The following is an 18,667-nucleotide window of genomic DNA, read 5'->3' as shown; positions in this document are numbered from 1 at the left end:
TATATTCAGTTTTCAAAGATCTACCTTGCCGCCTCAAAAGGCAACTACATAATAGTATCAGAACTAGAATAGCATGTCAATACTTTTTTTATTTCTGATTACATTCACCAAGTCGTTTGCCTTGATGACGTATATTACTATAGCGGTTTTATCAGGCAGTGTCAACGGTCTAATTTCCCCCACCTATTGATCGCATCCGCAATTTATTAACTATTTACATAATGCATGTTAATTAGTTCGGATTTTGGTGTCGATCGTCTTCTTTTTTACTAAATTTTGATTAAAGAGTACTACATAGTTGAACTTTAATTTTTATAAAAAAAGATGTTAGAACTAATGTCTAACATCTTAATACTATCTATTTCTTTAATCGCATTGTTGGGAATAATAGTACATCCCGAATTGATTTGGCATCGGTCATTAACATTACCAATCGGTCAATTCCTACACCGAGCCCGCCAGTAGGTGGCATCCCATATTCCAAAGCTTCCACAAAATCTTCGTCAATAGGTTGGAATTCGTCATTCCCCGCTTCATGTTCTTGTGCTTGAGCCTCGAATCGTGCCCGTTGATCAATCGGGTCATTTAACTCGGTAAACATATTGGCGTATTCACTACCCAAAATATAAAGTTCAGCCCGGTCAGTAAACCGTTCGTCATCTTTATTCTTCCGAGCTAATGGTGATATTTCTACCGGATGGCCATAGATAAAGACGGGTTGCTCCAATTGATCTTGAACTTTTTCTTCAAAGAAGGCATTAATAATATGACCAACTTTCCACCATGACTCATATTTGACGCCATTATCATCCGCTAATTGCCGTGCTTGGTCGTCGGTCATTGGTTCCCAGAAATCAATCCCCGTAGTCTCTTTAATGGCATCGACCATATGCATACGGGTAAATGGCTTTGAAAAGTCCAACTCAGTCCCCTGATAGTTGATTACCATATCATGGTTCATCACTTTTGCTGCGGCTTTAAAAATACCTTCAGTTTCCGCCATGACATCATTAAAGTCAAAATATGCAGCATAAGTTTCCATAGTATCGAATTCTGGATTATGCCGTGGATCCATCCCTTCATTACGGAACACTCGACCAAGTTCGTAAACGCGATCTAAACCACCCACAATGAGCCGTTTTAACCGTAATTCCGTCGCAATTCGTAAGTACATTTCAATATTTAAAGCATTATGATGAGTTTCAAAAGGTCGTGCATCGGCGCCAGAAGCTACGGTTTCCAACATCGGAGTTTCTACTTCCATAAAGTCGTTTTCATCCATGTAGCGTCGAATAGCCTTAATAATCTTAGTGCGGTTTTTAAAACGTTCCAAACTTTCTTGGTTCGTAATTAAATCCAAGTAACGTTGGCGATAGATTAACTCAGGGTCTTGCAAACCATGATACTTGTCAGGAAGAGGCCGTAATGCCTTAGTAAGGAAAGTAATTTGGTTAGCTCGGACAGTCAATTCACCCATCCGGGTCTTAATTACATCTCCGGTAATGCCCCAGAAATCACCCAAGTCTGATTCCTTAAATAATTGATAACTCTCTTCGCCGACCCGATCTTGACGAACATAAATTTGAATCTTACCGTCGCGGTCTAATAAATCAGCAAAAGAAGCCTTACCACTGCCCCGTTTTCCAATTAAGCGACCAGCAATTGTCACCACATTACCCTGTTGCAGTAATAATTCTCCATCATCTTCACCATACTTTGCCCGAACTTCACTCGAAGTACTATGGTCAGGGGCGAAACGTTGTCCAAATGGATCGATGCCACGTTCCCGTAAAGATTGCATCTTATCACGGCGAACCTGCATTTGATCATTTAAATGTTCTTCAGCCATTAAATCTCTCCTTTATTATCTTGCTGCTTGTTTGGCTAATCGCTCATGGTATTGATCAATTAATTGATCAAACAACTCATTCATTGTAGCTTGTTCTTCGGCTTCCATCAATGCTACTTTCGTTTTTGCTACTCTTGGAATCCCTTTTAAATAATAAGCCGCTTGACCACGAAATTCCCGTACGCCCCCGTATTCACCCTTCAGTTCAACTAACCGGGCTAAATGTTCCTTGGCTGTAGTAATTTTTTCTTCGGGAGTAGCTTCAGGTAATAATTCACCCGTTTCCAAATAATGAACCGTTTGCGTTAACATCCACGGATTCCCCATCGCTGCCCGACCGATCATGACGGCATCCGCTCCGGTATAATCTAAAACGTATTTAGCGTCTTCAGCACTTCGAATGTCCCCGTTCGCCATAAAGGGAATCGTCAATTCGCTAGCAACATCTTTTAAAATATCCCAATTGGCATGCCCCGTATACATCTGCTTACGAGTTCTCCCATGCATTGCGATCGCCGCTGCACCTGCCTTTTCAGCTGCTAACGCACTTTCTACCGCTAAAATATGGTAATCATCCCAACCAATGCGCATTTTAACCGTTACCGGTTTCGAAACCGCATCCGTTACATAAGAAACCATCTCATAAACCTTATTCGGATCTAATAGCCAACGGGCACCAGCATCGGTATTCACTACCTTATTAACCGGACAGCCCATATTAATGTCAATCACATCGGCTTCCGTATGTTGATCAACGAATTTAGCCCCTTCAACTAAAGTTTCCTTGGTACCACCAAAAATTTGAATTCCCATTGGGTGTTCGACGGCCTCGACATTCATCATGCGCAAAGTTTTCTGGTTATGATACATAATTCCACGATCCGAAATCATTTCGCTCACAACATAGCCAGCCCCAAATTTTTTACAGATGACCCGAAAGGCAGAATTCATAACTCCGGCCATGGGCGCTACCACCACTTGATTAGGGATGTTTACATTCCCAATTCGCCATTCCATATTATGTTCTCCTCGTTTTTAAATCAGAATGCATTGTATCGCAGTCTTGCAAGTACAAGCAAGCACTTAGATTGCTTTTTGATCCAACAAAGCTGTTAATTCTGCTTCGTTAAAGTGATACTTCTTATGACAGAATCGACAAACTGCTTCCGCACCATGATCTTCTTCAATTAACTGTTTTAAATCTGCTTTTTTTATGGCTGCGAGTGCCTGAGCAAAACGTTTCTTTGAACAATCACATTCATATTTAACTGGTAATTTCTCTAATACCTTTAATTCATCAGCCGGGAAAATCCGTCCCATAATCGTTTCTGGTGTTTCACCCTCGCGTAGCATTTCCGAGACCAACGGTAAATCCTTGATAGTCGTTTCTAACTTACTAATTTCCTCATCCGATGCTCCTGGTAAAACTTGTACCAAGAAACCACCGGCCACACCAATCGAATCATCTGACTCAACGAAAACCGACAAACCAACAGCCAATGAAATTTGCTCTGATTGAGCTAGGTAATAAGTAAAGTCCTCTCCTAATTCACCAGAAACCAAATTAACCTCTCCAGTATATGGAGTTTTATCACCAGGTGTCATTTTCGTGACAGATAAGGTCCCATTTGTGCCTACAGCACCCCGAACGTCAATTTTATGTTGATCATTCAACGGCAGGTTCACGTGCGGATTTTGGATATAAGCCTTGACCGTCCCCTGCGCTGTCCCATCCGCCACCATGTATCCAACAGGGCCGTCACCTTGAATCTTTACCGTTAAGCGACCCTCACCTTGTAGACCAGAAGTCGAAAGTAAAATCGTTCCAATCATCGTACGACCTAAAGCGGCTGAAGCCCCACTCCAGGTATCATGAATTTGACGAGCTGTTTCGACGGTTGCCGTTGCATTTAAAGTATAAATCCGGAACATCCCATTGTTAGTTATCCCTTTTACTAAGTAATCTGTCATTATTTATCCTTTCCTCGAAAAAAGCAGGGGCAACAATGTGGTCACCACCTGCTTTTTGACTATTGATCTTCTGAATGATCAAAATTTGTTTGCTCACTCGTTGACGTTAAATCTTCAGAAGTTGCTGTCGAACTCGAATCACTAGCTTGGTTCGTATCCGAATCAAGTTCATCTTCGCTATATTCTTGAGCTCGTTCGTTTTCACGACGTTCCAAAGCTTTCTTTGCTTCTTCAAAGGTTTGGGCACGTTGCTCTTCATTTTGGCTTTCTGCCTCGTCTTCTGGCATCTTTCCAGTTTGGTACAGACTCAAGATTTGCTTTTCATCCAAAGTCTCGTACTTCAGTAAGGCTTCCGCAATTAACTTGTGTTGCTCACGGTGGGTTTCAATGATGTGTAGGGCTTGTTCATGGCCTTCCATCAAGATCCGCCGAATTTCCGCATCCACCGTTGCGGCCGTTTCCTGAGAATATGGTGATTGATCGAAACCTTGACCTGTAAAGACAGCTCCTGAACCTTGCAGTTCAACTGGTCCAATCTTATCACTCATTCCGTATTGAGTAACCATTGATCGAGCAATTTGAGTTGCTTGTTCAAAGTCGTTAGAAGCACCCGAAGATTGAGACTTAAAGATAATTTCTTCAGCCGCGCGACCACCCATTAAACCGGCGATCTGCTCTTCAGCATTCTTCTTCGACATTAACATTTGGTCTTCCCGCGGTAGCATAATTGCATATCCACCAGCACGACCACGCGGCACAATCGTCACTTTATGAACAACCCGAGCGTCATTAAGGACTAAGCCCACAATCGTATGCCCAGCTTCGTGGTAAGCAACTGTTTCCCGTTCTTGCTTGGAAATTACCCGGTCTCGCTTAGCCGGTCCAGCAATAACCCGATCTTCGGCTTCGTCCATATCCAACCGATCGATTTGATCCTTATTCCGACGCGCTGCTAACAAGGCCGCTTCGTTTAAGAGGTTTTCCAAATCAGCCCCGACAAAGCCAGGAGTTTGCTTGGCAATTTCTTTAAGATCGACATCTGCCGCCAATGGCTTGTTTTTAGCATGAACCCGAAGGATTGCTTCCCGACCCTTAACGTCTGGTCGACCAACCAGCACCTTCCGGTCAAATCGGCCCGGCCGCAAAAGGGCGGGATCAAGTACATCAGAACGGTTAGTAGCCGCCATTACAATAACGCCTTCGTCGCCTTGGAAACCATCCATTTCAACTAACAATTGGTTAAGCGTTTGTTCCCGTTCATCATGACCGCCACCTTGACCATTGCCCCGGCGCCGACCAACAGCATCAATTTCATCAATAAAGATGATTGATGGCGCTGATTTTTTAGCCTGATCAAACAGATCCCGGACCCGGCTAGCTCCGACCCCGACAAACATTTCCACAAAGTCAGAACCAGAAATTGAAAAGAATGGGACGCCAGCTTCACCGGCAACGGCCTTCGCTAGGAGAGTCTTCCCGGTACCAGGAGGCCCCTCTAACAGAACCCCAGCGGGCATCCGTGCCCCCAGCCGTGAGAATTTCTTTGGATTCTTTAAGAATTCAACAATTTCAACTAATTCTTGCTTCTCTTCTTCTTCTCCAGCAACATCACCAAAGCGAACCTTGTTCTTCTTTGGATCAGATGGTTTGGCTTTGGACTTGCCGACATTCATAATGCCTCTGCCACCGCCGCTACCACCACCAGCTTGTCCCATCATCATGTAGAAGAAAATAATAATGATGACTAGCGGTAATAGGGATACTAACAGATTTGACCAGATACTATTGGACTCTTCACCTTTAGTACTAATCTTAGTGTTAGTTTGGTTCGCGTAACGTTGAATTTCCGAAACCGTCGCGTCATTTTCAAGCACCGACGTTTCAAATTGTTTTGTCGTCGTACTTGAAGATGCACCTAAGGACAAACCAGTCGTTGAACTAGAACTGGTTGTCTTTGCCTTTTTGTATTCCCCCGTTACTCGGTATACGCCATTGCTTGGCTGCAATTGGACACTCTTAACTTCACCCTTGCGCAGTTCCTTAATGAACGTACTTTGCGAAACCTCTTTTTGTTCACCAGTTAAACTTGACCCTCCAAAGAAGAAGTACACACCGGCCATAATACAGAAAAAGATTATCGCGTAAAAAAGGATGTTATGAGTGAACCCATTGTTCCTCCGATTGTTGTTCATAACATTCTCCTATTCCAACATTATTTGATGGTCACTATCATAGCACAACCACCCGCGGTTGACTATTATTTTAATCACGAGATCACTGATAAATTGATGGTTTCAAAACACCGACATATGGCAGATTTCGATATAAATTATTATAGTCAAGTCCATAACCAACTAAGAATTCATTAGGAACATCCAGACCTACATAATCGGCCTTAACATCAACCACTCGACGTTCCGGTTTATCAAACAAAGTACATACTCGAATACTATTGGCACCACGCGCCGCCAAAACATCCATCAATTTTTTTAATGTCCGTCCAGTATCAACGATATCTTCAACAACGAGCACATCTTTACCCGCAATTGGATGCTTCAGATCCTGCAATACTTCTACCGTCCCACTACTAGTAGTTGTTGCCCCACGATAGCTTGACAAATCTACACAATCTAACGAGGCATAAAGACTGATCCGTTTAAAGAGGTCGATCGTAAACATCATCCCCCCTGTTAAAACTGAAACTACCACTAATTCCTTAGAATTAGCGTAATCTTGATTAATTTGAGTGGCCAATTCTTTAATCCGCGCTTGGATTTGGTCTTCACTAAATAATACCCGTTCAATGTCATTTTCCATCGTCATGATTGTCTCCCTGATAGTACAAATAAATTTCTTGTGTTGTCTCTCGTGATGTTTCCCAAGCAGTTTTACGTCCAACTAACCACAGAACTTGATCAAATTGATCCACAACCACTTGTTGGTGAGTGCGTTTACTTTGTGGTACTTTTTGGTCAATTAGGATTCGATGAATTTTTTGATGCCCCCCATTTTTAAGCCTTAAGCGATCTCCTGGTTGCCATTTTCTAATTCGTAATGGTAGCTGCTCCATTGTTAAATTAAAGCTCGCAATCAGATGGTCAGTCGATTTATGCTTACTGAACCAAAATGGCTGCCCATCATCGGTAAAATAGTGCTTTTCCAATTCTATCATCGCAACATCAGCTGGTGAGTTTAAAGTTTCGGCTGATTTGATCTTTTGCAACCACGCATACTGATAAGTCTTAACCAGTCGCCAATCTGCACTTAAATCAAGCTGGCCTTGGGGCTTGTTTTGATTAGTTAGTAAATGGAGCCCCTGATTAAGTTGATCCTTGGTGAGCCGTTGCAAATGTGCCTGATTAAAATAATGCTTCAAATACAAGTCTTGCGTTGCTGCCGGTAAAGAATTAAATTCAATGACTTTTAATCGCTGACCATCTAATAAAACCACATCATATTTGGACAACTCCGCTTCGGCAAAGGTCAATAATTTGGTCAATTGGTCATGAAATTCACCTAAATGAGCAAGTGCTTTTGGATCTTCTTTAATTAAGGCCGGCAAAATTTGGTGTCGAAAACGATTGCGCTGAACCGCCATGGACTGATTGGATTGATCCTCATACCAAGTTAACCCGATTACTTGAGCTTGACGGAGAAGTTCTTCTTTTGAAATTTGCAGCCAAGGTCGCAGTAACCAGCCGTTGTTAAAAGTCCGAGCCGTTTGTAGACCGACAATAGTCTTTAACCAACCACCTCGCACTAACTTCATTAAAACCGTTTCTGCCAAATCGTTCTGATGGTGAGCAGTTAATAAAATCCGACTTTGCTCTTCATCCATAACCTGAGAGAAAAACCGATACCGGAATTGGCGCGCAGCTTCTTCAACTCCTTTGTCGGGATGATCAGCTACATGCCAATCAGCGATTTGGATTGCTATATGATGCTCACGGCAGTATTGGGCTATAAATTGGGCTTCCTGATCACTTTGCGTACGTAAATGGTGATTGACGTGGGCTACCACAATCGGATAGTGAAGTTGTTCCAACTCATGAAGTAGCAGCATAGAGTCCACTCCCGTTGAGACTGCCACCACCAGTTTGGATTGGCCATCCCAATACTTTTTTAATGCCTTTTGAATTGATGCTTGTAGTCCCCGCATCCGTGACCCCTCTTATGAAAAAAGACTGGGTTACCCCAGTCCCACTTTTTAATTAACAAATTTATATAAAGTTTCACCATCTTTAGAATAATCATACTTTTGGCGAACTAGCTGTTGGACGTAGTCGGGATTCTTAAGTAGTTCAAGTTCTTCTTGAATCGTTTGACCACGACTCTTTTGACTCTTGATAGTCTGTTCAGTCTTAACAATGGACTGATTTACTTGGGCCAATTCAGTATGTGATTGCCACAACTCGAAGCCTAAAAATAAAATCACGGCCGCAAACAGCGTTAAGATCATTTTGATCCGTTTTACATGTGTATCTCGAACCACGTGCCGGCGATGATTCACCCGTTGAATATATGGATTATTGAGGTGAATTACCTGACTTTTATGTTGACTCATAACCGACACCCGAGACCTTCCCAAAGATTTTTAAACCATTTTTAGTATAACAATCGGTTTCGAAATCTGTCTAGGCATTTTCCACAAATTATCAGATAAAGTTCCATTTAAATTTCACGGAAATCTTGCTCGTATTTTTCCTCTAAAATCTCATACATTTGTTCCGCATCTTCCTTTTTCGTACTATCTAATAATTGCTTTACTTTCACCACTAAAGTCTTATTTCCAAACTTAATTGTCACCTTGTCCCCCGTTACTACCGAACTGGATGACTTAGCCACCTTATCGTTAATCATAATGCGTCCTTGATCCGCAATTTTCTTCGCGATTGGCCGGCGTTTAATAATTCGAGAAATTTTTAAGTACTTGTCTAACCTCATTCTTCTGCCTCCTCACTTTGTATTTGTTGAGCTATCCCCGTAACCAAACTTAAGAGTTGGTTTAACCAGTCTATTTCGGTCATCTTAGGTTGGATAATCAAGCGAACCTGAAGTTGGCCTGAGTCGCTCTCGCTCATCGTTGCTTTAAATTTGGTCTTAGCTAATTCCGCCATAATTTGAGCCGCTTTAATCTGCTGACTACCCTCACTAGTAAAAGTTAAATATAAATTATCTTGTCGGCGTTCAATCTTCGTCAACATTGCTTGATCAGCTACTGCTTTTAATTGTCCTACCAGCAAAAGATTCTTAACTGGCTGATCGTAATCACCATAGCGGTCAATAAGATCGCCTTCTAAATCTAACATAGCTTCTGCAGTTTGTGCTTGCCGCACTTGCTTATAAAGTTCCATTTTCTGTCGTTGATCTGGCACATATTCATCCGGTAGATAGGCTTCAATCCCAAGATCTAATTCAGCGTTAGAATGTGGGGTTACTTTCTTGCCTCGACGTTTCGCCACCGCTTCGGTTAACATACTTGTATATAAATCATAACCAACTGAATCAATAAACCCGTGCTGTTGCTTTCCAAGTAAATTACCGGCACCACGAATTGACAGATCCCGCATGGCAATCTTGAAACCAGATCCTAATTCCGTAAAATCGCGAATGGCGGACAAACGTTGTTCCCCTTGTTCCGTTAAAACCTTATTGGGTTGATACATAAGATAAGCATAGGCAACACGATTGGTTCGCCCGATCCGTCCCCGGATTTGGTATAACTGAGCTAAGCCCAGCCGATCCGCATTTTCAATAAAGAGGGTATTAACGTTAGAGATATCAACACCCGTTTCAATAATCGATGTGGTCACTAAGACATCATATTCACCACGAATGAAATCATATAAAACCCCTTCAAGCTGCGTTTCACTCATTTGACCATGAATATAACCAGCCCGCGCCTCCGGTACAAGCTGACTTATTTCAGCCACGACCTTTTCAATATCATGGACCCGATTATGTAAATAATAGACTTGCCCGCCTCGCTGTAATTCCCGCCGGATCCCGTCTTGAATCACGACTGGATTTTGTTCCAGGACATAGGTTTGAATCGGGTACCGCCCAGTCGGTGGCGTCTCCAATACTGATAGATCTCTTACTCCCAGCATTGACATGTGGAGGGTACGTGGAATTGGTGTTGCCGTCAGTGTCAAAACATCCACGCTAGCTTTTAATTGCTTTAACCGTTCCTTATGTTTTACCCCAAATCGTTGTTCCTCATCGACGATTAATAAACCTAAATCATGAAATTGAACATCTTTTGATAAAAGCCGGTGGGTCCCAACAATCACATCAATCTCACCGGCAGCCAATTGTTCCAAAGTGGCAGTACTTTCCTTGGGCGTTAGAAAGCGTGACAATACGGCAATTTTTACTGGAAATTCGGCAAAGCGGGTTTGTAAGGTTTCAAAATGTTGCTGTGCCAAAATGGTCGTAGGGACCAAAAAAGCAACCTGTTTCCCTCCTTCAACCGCCTTGAAAATGGCGCGCATGGCGACTTCGGTTTTTCCATAGCCGACGTCCCCCACTAACAGGCGATCCATCGGTTTCGGCTTTTCCATATCTTGTTTGATTTCATCCACACTCCGCAATTGATCTGGAGTTTCCGTATAGGGAAAGGCCGCATCAAATTGCTCTTGAAGATAATCATCCTGGGGGAAAGCATACCCGGGGGCGGCTTCACGAGCAGCATATAAGTCGACTAACTCATCAGCAATGTCTTCAATTTTAGCGGCAATTCGCCGTTTCGTCTTAGCCCATTCGGTGCCTCCAAGACGGTTGATCCGGGGTTCTTTATTATCAGCCGAAACATATTTTTGGACAAGATTAAGTTGGGTTACAGGTACAAAAATCTGTGCATGATCCCGATAATTCAAAACGATGTAGTCTTGATGTACCCCATCAACCACCATGGTTTGAATTCCTGTAAAAATTCCAATCCCATGGTTAACATGAACAACATAATCGCCAGGTTTTAAATCGTTATAGCTCTTAATTCGTTCGGCGTTAGCCAATTTTTGTCGGCGTGATTGACGAACTTGCAATTGTTTAAAGAGTTCGCTTTCGGTAATCACCACCAAATTAGCTTTGGGAAACTCAAACCCATGCTGGAGAGTGCCCGTTACAATTTGTATTTGACCAGTTAAGATTTGATCACTCGTTGTTTCGGTTAAGGGTAAATCAAAATCTTGAAACATGGTCGCAATCTGACGTTGCCGTTCAGGGGAATTAGCCAAAATAATCACCGTTTGTCCCTGTGCTTGCCAGCGACTTAACTCGGTTTTTAATAAATCAAGCTGACCAAAAAACTGTTGCATTGGCCGAACGTGTAAATCAATTAACTGGGCTAACTTGACCCGCCCGAGACCTTTTTGAAAACGAGAAAGATAAAGTTGACTGTGCTTACTTTGCGGAATTGTTAGGGCTTGATCATTGGCTAAATCTGCTTGATGGACCCGTTGTTGATTTTGAACCTGACTCGCAATCCATTTCCGTTCTTGATCATCGATGGTTTGCACCATCTCTTTGATCCGTGCCCAATCATCTAACACAATCGTCGTTTCTGGAGTCAAATAGTCCAAGATACCATAACCATCAGGATACAACCAATCCGCGTAATTTAAGGCTTCATTCGGTAATCGGCCAGCCGTCACTTCATCAAATAAATTTTGTAGGTTGTCCACGGCAGCTTGATGACTTTCTTCATCTTCACCTGCAGGTAGGTTCGCCAGTTCTTGGGCTAACTTGCCTTTAAATTGGTCCATTTGCTCACTTGATGCCACTAATTCAGTTGCTGGCAGCACCTGGATCTTGGTAATGTTTTCAATACTGCGTTGTGATTCAACCTCAAAATAACGTAGGGAATCCACTTCCGTATCAAAAAAATCAACTCGAACTGGATGAGTCGTATTCAAGGCATAAATATCAACAATCGAGCCGCGAATGGCGAAATCACCTGGCCGTAACACCATTTTTTCCGGTCGGTAGCCCATGGTACTTAAACGTTGCCGTAAATCATCAATTTCAAAGTCATCGCCAACATGAATCGATAAGGGAAGGGTCTTGAAAAATTGCGGATCCGGCAAACGCCGACGTAACCCCGCAGCCGACACTATCACCAGTGGGCTTACTTGACTTTGCAAAGCATTTAAGGCTTGAAGTCGCTGCAAACGAAAGTCCGGTGAACTGGTGGCCATCTCCGTTGCTAAAACTTCTTCAACCGGGAAAGCATAGATTTCTTGATCAGGACGCAAATTCTGCAGATCATTAACCAATTCTTGCAAATGAAACAAACTATCCGTCACCACTAATTGCGGCCGTCCGACAGTTGATTGTAAAGCCGTTAACAACACCGTGGAAAAGGAGCCATCTACTCCAGTTACTAGTTGAGCCTGGTGATTTTGATCAACTTGGACAATTTTATTAAAATCGTTAGTCGCTTGCAGTAGCGTCGTCAAATCAGCCATAGGACCTCCTAATTATAGTTATTCATTAATTCCTTAAAAGTAGCCCCATCAATCCAGTCGACCAATGCATTTTCAGCTACCTCAATACTGTCGTCAATGGTGGCGCGTTCGGTTGTCGTAAACTTACCTAAGACATGACTAACCACGGTGCCTTGTTGGGGATGATCAATCCCCACTTTGACGCGATTAAATTGTTGGGTTCCCAAGTGATCAATGATACTCCGTAAGCCATTATGCCCACCAGCAGATCCCTTTGCTTTTAGGCGGACTTGGCCAACTGGCATATCTAAATCATCATTAACAATAACTAAATCTTCCAAATCAAGATCATAATAATCCATCAATGGTTTTACCGCCCGTCCGGAATCATTCATGAAGGTCGTTGGTTTTACCAACATTACCTTATGACCATTAATCATCCCAGTGACGGTCACCGCTGGTGCTTTTTCATGTTTAAAGGCACCCAAATGATAATCTCGTGCCATTTGATCCACCACCATAAATCCGCAGTTATGACGAGTTTCATCATATTGACTACCAATGTTCCCTAATCCAACAATCATTTTCATCAGCTCAATCTCCTCTCGATAAACTACAAAAAGGCTGCGTGATCGTTGACCACCCAGCGTTGATAAAACTATTATAACTTAAATCTTACTCTAACCCAAAAAGTCTGCCCCGCTTCTAATCTATTTCTCATATTAAGTTTCCATTATGTTATGATATTAGTATCGATTTATTTATACGGAGCTTAATTATGATTTTGGAAGATTTAATTCAGCCGCTGAACAAATTAACGACCGTCAAAGAAGACGCCACCTTAGCGGAAGCCCTGGACATCTTAGAAGACACCGGTTACCGCTGTGTGCCTATCTTAGATGAATCCGAAAAGATTTTTCGGGGGAATATTTATAAAATGCATCTCTATCGGCACAAATCCCGTGGCGGTGATATGAATTTACCAGTGACCGCTTTATTAAAAAACGCCACCAAATTTATTTCAATTGATGATGACTTTTTTACCGTTTTCTTCACCTTACGGGATCTCCCCTACATTGCCGTCTTAGATCACCAAAAACATTTTTACGGTATTTTAACCCACAACCACTTAATCAACATGTTAAGTGCAGCTTGGAATGTCAATACTGGTAGTTATGTTTTAACGATCCAAGCTAATGAAGAACGTGGGTTCTTGGTGAGTGTGGCGAAGGAAATTACTCGTTATTGTCAAATTGCTAATGTTATGACCTTAACACCGACCGGATCAAAGCAATTGATTGTCACCCTTCCCGAAGACGTGACCCCCGAATTATTCGCAAAAATTACCAATCGACTGGCCAAAAAACACATTCAGGTTTTACATATTGAGGATTTGAGGCAAGCCAAGTTATAGCATCTTAAAAGACGCCCAACCATTTTTGGTTGAGGCGCCTTTTCTATTCCATTAAAAATCGAGTCACTAAATCTTTGACGACTTGGCGTTGGTCCTGATCGCCCATTAAATTATGACTAGCCCCTGCGATTAGGTGCATTTGGTCATGCTGATAAATTCGATCATACTTTTTAGTTGCTTCATATGACACCACTTGATCATCTAATCCGTGGACCAAAAGAACCGGGCCTTGATATCCCTGGGCAGTCTCATAAATGTGGAGGTGCTGCGCCGTCCGGAAATAGGCACCCCCAACTTCAAAGCCATCCAGCATGATGGAGTCCGGAACGTGTTGGGGATCATAGCTAACACCTTGGCATATTCCGGCTTGGGCATCTGACACTAAAGTTGCGGCGGGAGCAAGCAAAACTAATTTTTCAATTTGATCATGATAATATGCGGCGAGCATGCTAGCCACCACTTCACCTTGAGAATGTCCCACTAGATATAAATGGCGAGGTTGGATAACTTTTTGCACATATTCTAAGATAGCAATCCCGTCTTGAATCTCATTCAACACGGTCATATCTTTAAATTCACCATCACTATCCCCACAACCATTAAAATTGATCCGTAAAGTCGGAAGACCATGTAAGTTGAGTTGATTATGGGTATCAAAAAGAAGATTAGCTATATCATAACCAATACTGCCCTTAAAACCATGCATCATCACTACTAAAGTCTCATTTTTTAGCGTATCGGTGCCTGATAACTCCCCCCGTAAAGTCAGCCCATCACGTTGAATTTCTATTTCCATAAGTGTCACCTCGTTTAACTCACAATCAAAAGCGTTTAATAAAAACTACATTACCATCCGTTTATTTCCATAATATCAACCTAAACGATACTTGAGAGGATGACAATGATGAATCAACTAATTTATAATGCTCTAACAATTCCAGAAAAGATTAACCATGTTACTTATAAAGATAACAACCCTCAATATTTTAACCAATGGAACTCTATTAATAGTTTAGTTAACCCAGATGTTCTAAATGAGATTTGCCATTCCTACAAAATTGAATATCACAACTTCCCTATCTATTTTCAACCCTATAATTCTGTCATGAGTAATACCCTTATACTCTCCTTCGATCAAGAATTCCAAAAAATGATTGAATCCTTTGACTTTACTCATATTAGACAATTTGACTTAGGAACCCTATATCTTCCCTTCATTGATTATGTATTAAATCAGGTTAAAGCATCATTACCAAATAAAATCAACATTAACGAGTCATGCTTCGATAAAATAGTCGAATATCTAAATAATGAACTTTTTACTTTATGTGGTAAGGTTCAAGCACTTGAGCTACATAAATACAAACTGAATCACAGTAATGACAAAAAACTTGATCTTATTAATTACGTTAAAAATCAGTATCAATCAAAGCTAACAATAACTAAGTTCTTCCAGAATTATCCAACTTTAATGCGGTTAGTCGTTCATCGTCTAAACAAAATTATCCAGAATTTCACAAATCTTTTTCAACGAATTGCTAATGACCAAACCGATATTATAAATATATTATCAATTAATGCCCCGCTAGTTATTAATGATCTTCAGTTAAATGCGGGTGATTCACACTCAGGGGCACAATCCGTCATTATTATAACCTTAAATGAACAGAAAAAATTGGTTTATAAACCCCGTAATTTACAAGTCCTTTCACAATTCAAAAAATTATGTGAATGGATTAATATTCAAGCTAAGCAAACACTACTACCGATTAATTTTATTCCAGCAGGAATTTATAGGAGTGATTATTCATACATTAAATTTTTATCTCCTATGCTTACTGAAAATCATGCTGATTGCCTTCACTATTATGAGCGGTATGGCTATCTAATTCTCTTATCATACTTATTAGGAATTACCGATCTTCATTTAGAAAATATAATTGCCATTAATGACACTCCTTACCTTTTAGATTTGGAAACGATCTTCCAAAACAAAGTCGTTGATTTTAACGATGCCGTTTCAAACTTATTTTACGATCTAAATGCCGAAAGTATCAATGCATCCTGTCTATTACCAACAAAGTTGATGGTAAATGAGCATGAAAGTATCGAGCTTAGTGCCTTTAAAGGTAAAGGTACTAAGCTTAAGTCCTCATTTCTTGGCCCTGTCGATCTTGATAATCTTAATTTTCATTTTACTAAGAAAAAAGGTAGTTATTTTGCAGGTGGTGATAATATCCCTAAAGATACGAATGGAAATGAAATCAATTATCTTAAATATCGTCATGCCATTATTTGGGGATTTAACAAAATGGCTAACTTCATATTTTCCAATCGCAATAATTTCATTAACGAGATTAAAAAATTTAGCGAATTTCAAATTCGTATCTTAACCAAAAGTACGGAACGTTATGCTTCTATGTTGAGATATGCTAACCACCCTAATTACAATCACCAAATGCAATATCGTGAAAAATTGCTATTTAACACCTGGGTATATCCATACCACGATAAATCGATCATCAAAAGCGAAGTTAAAGACTTGATTTATAATGATATACCTTTTTTCTATACTCAAGTTAAAAGCACTAGTATTTTTGGCAGTGATGGGACAGAGTACCCCAAATATTTTGAAAAATCTGGGTTACAACTAGCAATTAATCGGATCCATAACTTTTCAGAAGTAGAATATGAAAATCAGAAAACTATTCTCTATGATGCGCTAGACATGACCGATGAATTAATCTGCCACTATACCAACCAAATAAAGGAAACTGAAAATGATCAATTTGATTACATCAGCATCGCTGAAAGAATAGCTCATCAAATTATGGATTTAGCTTATAAAGACGATCAGAATTGCATATTAAAAACCTTCGACTATTCTCCTGATCATGGTTGGCGAATTTATCCTACCAACGAAAATCTTTATTGTGGACTAAGTGGGATTTCAATTTTCTTCATTCACCTTTACCAACATACCGAAAAACGAGTCTACCAAGATTTCTTTAACAACTCCCTACATCAAGCTATTGAATTTGCAAACCTGCAACCCATTAAATCAGCATATTCTGGATTCTTGGCTCCTCTGTACCCACTATTATTAATCGCCACTAAATCAAGAAGCTACTCAAGTCAAGAAATACATTATCTTAATCAACTAGAATCCAAACTAAATTCGTATATCGAGACAATTAATGATCAAACTAAATTGGATTTTATGGGAGGTCTAGGTGGTGTGGTCTATCTATTAAATCTACAAAAACAAGTTTGGAATGATCTTTATGTTTCAAATATGACTTTAAAAAGACTGAATAATATTTTCTCAAAAAATGTTATTAAATTTACAAACGTCTTTGGCTTTGCCCACGGATTTAGCGGTCTATCATTACCACTATATCTAATGGGTAGGCAAGATTTAGCCATAAAACTACTAAAAAAAGAAGCCAAATTAGATGAACCACAAATTTTCGATCAGGCAAAATGGTGTCGAGGGATACCCGGCATATTAATGGTAAAAGCATTGTTAAATCAGCAAATTGATCTCATGGTACCTGCTGAAGCTTTTGAAAAGATTGATGATACTTTATGCCATGGTAAATGTGGATTAATATCTTCTTATCTTTATTTGTCGCGTAAATTAAACAACCAATACTTTTATAACTATGCTTTTATAATGGCAAACGCGATGCTATCAGACTATTTAAGTGGTAACGAGTTTAAATTAAAGCTAACAAGTAATTCATTCCAGCCTGGACTGTATGATGGACTATCTGGAATTGGTTTAACAATATTGAGTTTATCCTATGATGATATTAAAAATCCCTTAATATTTGAACTTTAATTAATGAAAGGGGGTGAATAACATGGATGCAAACAAAAAAATTGATACTGTTTCTGGCTCTCCTTTTGAATCTTTAAGTATCGAAGAGATGACTAAAATCCAGGGATCTGGATCACAAAATATGATGACCGTATCGCCTGTTGCTACTCCTATAGCTTCTTTCCAAGCTTCGGAATATATCTCACATAAAATAAATAAATTTTTACATCGAAATTAAAGGGCTAAAACAATGGATAGTAAACAACAATTTAACGATACACTAGGCGAAGCCTTTGAAGAGTTAAACATCGACGAAATGACAAAAATTCAAGGAACTGGCTTTGAAAGTCTGTCAATTTCTTGGCCAATTGTAACTTATTTTGAAATTTCATTATCACTAGCGCATCAAGTCAATGTTTATTCTCATCTTCGTAAAAAGCGCAATAAATAACTTTAGATAAAGGAGAAAATCATGAGTAAAGAAGAACTAAACTCAATAGTGGGACGAGCTTTTGAAGAAATGGACATTCAACAAATGACGTCTATTCAAGGATCCGGAACTGAAACCGCTCAATCAACACCTGCAATTTCGCGAGTAACACTCTCCATAGCACGTAAGTCATCCGCAAAATGTATTTCTTGGATTTCTTTTTCAGCAGGTGGTCTCAATTCATATAAGTCAAAATGTTAAAATTAGCCACTAAACATATGAGGTCAAAAAAATGCCGAAAGGAAAATTAAAAAGCAAAATTGAACTTAAGAAGAAAATCCGTAATACAGCTATTATGTGGTTTATCTTTCTATATTTCTCGATTTTGGATCTCTTTTATCCATCAACTTCTTGGATTATAACTTATTTAATTCCAATCACTTGTGTTATTGAACTGATCACTCTAGTTTATTTGATATTTGAATACTTCAAAACAGAACCATAGTCAAATAACCTGAAAAACCAATAAGGCGCACCATTGGACTAACCAAGAACGAATGTTGGAATAAAAAGGACCAACGTGAGTCTAAAGTTAGACTTATGGTGCATATTTTTGCCCGTAGTTACTAGTGTAATCAAAAATCGTGTTTGGAGTCCCTTATACACCACCGTACGTACCATTCCACACACATCAGTTCAACTACTTTGGTCCCCTGTCAATAAAATAGACAAT

Annotated in this window: 16 protein-coding genes; 5 read left to right on the top strand and 11 right to left on the bottom strand. The window is 40.2% G+C overall.

Going from position 1 to position 18,667, the window contains the following annotated elements:
* Positions 1 to 358 precede the first annotated feature (358 nt).
* From lysS to pth, 10 genes are all read right to left on the bottom strand, one after another.
* Entirely contained in the window at positions 359 to 1,849 is a 1,491-nt protein-coding gene (lysS, locus tag FC60_RS08350) for a lysine--tRNA ligase (protein ID WP_056937932.1), read from the bottom strand.
* Positions 1,850 to 1,864: 15 nt separating this feature from the next.
* Positions 1,865 to 2,866, bottom strand: a complete 1,002-nt coding sequence (gene dusB / locus FC60_RS08345; protein ID WP_056937931.1) for a tRNA dihydrouridine synthase DusB — start codon at positions 2,864 to 2,866, stop codon at positions 1,865 to 1,867.
* A 66-nt stretch (positions 2,867 to 2,932) separates the two neighbouring features.
* Positions 2,933 to 3,820: an Hsp33 family molecular chaperone HslO gene (gene hslO / locus FC60_RS08340; RefSeq protein ID WP_056937930.1), complete on the bottom strand. Its 888-nt coding sequence runs from the start codon at positions 3,818 to 3,820 to the stop codon at positions 2,933 to 2,935.
* Positions 3,821 to 3,879: 59 nt separating this feature from the next.
* A complete protein-coding gene (gene ftsH, locus FC60_RS08335) occupies positions 3,880 to 6,012 on the bottom strand; it encodes an ATP-dependent zinc metalloprotease FtsH (protein ID WP_056937929.1) in 2,133 nt (710 codons plus the stop codon).
* Positions 6,013 to 6,094: 82 nt separating this feature from the next.
* Positions 6,095 to 6,637 (bottom strand): hypoxanthine phosphoribosyltransferase, encoded by a 543-nt coding sequence (gene hpt, locus FC60_RS08330; RefSeq protein ID WP_056937933.1) that lies wholly within the window; start codon positions 6,635 to 6,637, stop codon positions 6,095 to 6,097.
* Positions 6,627 to 7,979 carry a tRNA lysidine(34) synthetase TilS gene (gene tilS, locus FC60_RS08325; RefSeq protein ID WP_056937928.1) on the bottom strand — a complete coding sequence of 451 codons (1,353 nt, stop codon included), beginning with the start codon at positions 7,977 to 7,979 and terminating at the stop codon, positions 6,627 to 6,629. Before tilS ends, hpt begins: the two co-directional genes overlap by 11 nt.
* A 48-nt stretch (positions 7,980 to 8,027) precedes the next feature.
* Complete coding sequence (locus FC60_RS08320; protein WP_153672866.1) at positions 8,028 to 8,384, bottom strand: FtsB family cell division protein; 357 nt, start codon at positions 8,382 to 8,384, stop codon at positions 8,028 to 8,030.
* A 107-nt stretch (positions 8,385 to 8,491) separates the two neighbouring features.
* Entirely contained in the window at positions 8,492 to 8,764 is a 273-nt protein-coding gene (locus FC60_RS08315; RefSeq protein WP_056937926.1) for an RNA-binding S4 domain-containing protein, read from the bottom strand.
* Positions 8,761 to 12,288, bottom strand: a complete 3,528-nt coding sequence (gene mfd / locus FC60_RS08310) for a transcription-repair coupling factor (protein ID WP_056937925.1) — start codon at positions 12,286 to 12,288, stop codon at positions 8,761 to 8,763. The genes FC60_RS08315 and mfd overlap by 4 nt, the downstream gene beginning before the upstream one ends.
* 8 nt (positions 12,289 to 12,296) lie before the next feature.
* Positions 12,297 to 12,857 (bottom strand): aminoacyl-tRNA hydrolase, encoded by a 561-nt coding sequence (gene pth, locus FC60_RS08305; protein WP_056937924.1) that lies wholly within the window; start codon positions 12,855 to 12,857, stop codon positions 12,297 to 12,299.
* Between the two features lie 188 nt (positions 12,858 to 13,045).
* On the opposite strand from pth, the gene cbpA reads away from it, so the two are divergent.
* Positions 13,046 to 13,681 (top strand): cyclic di-AMP binding protein CbpA, encoded by a 636-nt coding sequence (gene cbpA / locus FC60_RS08300; protein WP_007121690.1) that lies wholly within the window; start codon positions 13,046 to 13,048, stop codon positions 13,679 to 13,681.
* 43 nt (positions 13,682 to 13,724) lie between these two features.
* Here cbpA and FC60_RS08295 read toward each other — a convergent pair whose 3' ends face one another.
* On the bottom strand, positions 13,725 to 14,477 hold the full coding sequence (locus FC60_RS08295; protein ID WP_056937923.1) for an alpha/beta hydrolase: 753 nt from the start codon (positions 14,475 to 14,477) through the stop codon (positions 13,725 to 13,727).
* Positions 14,478 to 14,585: 108 nt separating this feature from the next.
* On the opposite strand from FC60_RS08295, the gene lanM reads away from it, so the two are divergent.
* From lanM to FC60_RS08275, 4 genes are all read left to right on the top strand, one after another.
* Positions 14,586 to 17,525, top strand: a complete 2,940-nt coding sequence (gene lanM / locus FC60_RS08290) for a type 2 lanthipeptide synthetase LanM (RefSeq protein ID WP_056937922.1) — start codon at positions 14,586 to 14,588, stop codon at positions 17,523 to 17,525.
* Positions 17,526 to 17,547: 22 nt separating this feature from the next.
* Positions 17,548 to 17,742, top strand: coding sequence for a mersacidin family lantibiotic (locus tag FC60_RS08285; protein WP_056937921.1), 195 nt, complete (start codon positions 17,548 to 17,550; stop codon positions 17,740 to 17,742).
* Positions 17,743 to 17,820: 78 nt separating this feature from the next.
* Positions 17,821 to 17,955: a hypothetical protein gene (locus FC60_RS09780; RefSeq protein WP_268871585.1), complete on the top strand. Its 135-nt coding sequence runs from the start codon at positions 17,821 to 17,823 to the stop codon at positions 17,953 to 17,955.
* Between the two features lie 21 nt (positions 17,956 to 17,976).
* On the top strand, positions 17,977 to 18,195 hold the full coding sequence (locus FC60_RS08275) for a lichenicidin A2 family type 2 lantibiotic (protein ID WP_056937919.1): 219 nt from the start codon (positions 17,977 to 17,979) through the stop codon (positions 18,193 to 18,195).
* Positions 18,196 to 18,667: the final 472 nt, after the last annotated feature.

It is taken from the genome of Limosilactobacillus gastricus DSM 16045 (assembly GCF_001434365.1).
In the GTDB taxonomy this organism is placed as follows: domain Bacteria; phylum Bacillota; class Bacilli; order Lactobacillales; family Lactobacillaceae; genus Limosilactobacillus; species Limosilactobacillus gastricus.
This window is presented reverse-complemented; position numbering and strand designations above follow the sequence as displayed.

Excerpts from the sequence above, each read along its gene's own strand:
- lysS (WP_056937932.1), bottom strand. The coding sequence starts at position 1,849 with ATGGCTGAAGAACATTTAAATGATCAAATGCAGGTTCGCCGTGATAAG.
- dusB (WP_056937931.1), bottom strand. The coding sequence starts at position 2,866 with ATGGAATGGCGAATTGGGAATGTAAACATCCCTAATCAAGTGGTGGTA.
- hslO (WP_056937930.1), bottom strand. The coding sequence starts at position 3,820 with ATGACAGATTACTTAGTAAAAGGGATAACTAACAATGGGATGTTCCGG.
- ftsH (WP_056937929.1), bottom strand. The coding sequence starts at position 6,012 with ATGAACAACAATCGGAGGAACAATGGGTTCACTCATAACATCCTTTTT.
- hpt (WP_056937933.1), bottom strand. The coding sequence starts at position 6,637 with ATGGAAAATGACATTGAACGGGTATTATTTAGTGAAGACCAAATCCAA.
- tilS (WP_056937928.1), bottom strand. The coding sequence starts at position 7,979 with ATGCGGGGACTACAAGCATCAATTCAAAAGGCATTAAAAAAGTATTGG.
- FC60_RS08320 (WP_153672866.1), bottom strand. The coding sequence starts at position 8,384 with ATGAGTCAACATAAAAGTCAGGTAATTCACCTCAATAATCCATATATT.
- FC60_RS08315 (WP_056937926.1), bottom strand. The coding sequence starts at position 8,764 with ATGAGGTTAGACAAGTACTTAAAAATTTCTCGAATTATTAAACGCCGG.
- mfd (WP_056937925.1), bottom strand. The coding sequence starts at position 12,288 with ATGGCTGATTTGACGACGCTACTGCAAGCGACTAACGATTTTAATAAA.
- pth (WP_056937924.1), bottom strand. The coding sequence starts at position 12,857 with ATGAAAATGATTGTTGGATTAGGGAACATTGGTAGTCAATATGATGAA.
- cbpA (WP_007121690.1), top strand. The coding sequence starts at position 13,046 with ATGATTTTGGAAGATTTAATTCAGCCGCTGAACAAATTAACGACCGTC.
- FC60_RS08295 (WP_056937923.1), bottom strand. The coding sequence starts at position 14,477 with ATGGAAATAGAAATTCAACGTGATGGGCTGACTTTACGGGGGGAGTTA.
- lanM (WP_056937922.1), top strand. The coding sequence starts at position 14,586 with ATGAATCAACTAATTTATAATGCTCTAACAATTCCAGAAAAGATTAAC.
- FC60_RS08285 (WP_056937921.1), top strand. The coding sequence starts at position 17,548 with ATGGATGCAAACAAAAAAATTGATACTGTTTCTGGCTCTCCTTTTGAA.
- FC60_RS09780 (WP_268871585.1), top strand. The coding sequence starts at position 17,821 with ATGACAAAAATTCAAGGAACTGGCTTTGAAAGTCTGTCAATTTCTTGG.
- FC60_RS08275 (WP_056937919.1), top strand. The coding sequence starts at position 17,977 with ATGAGTAAAGAAGAACTAAACTCAATAGTGGGACGAGCTTTTGAAGAA.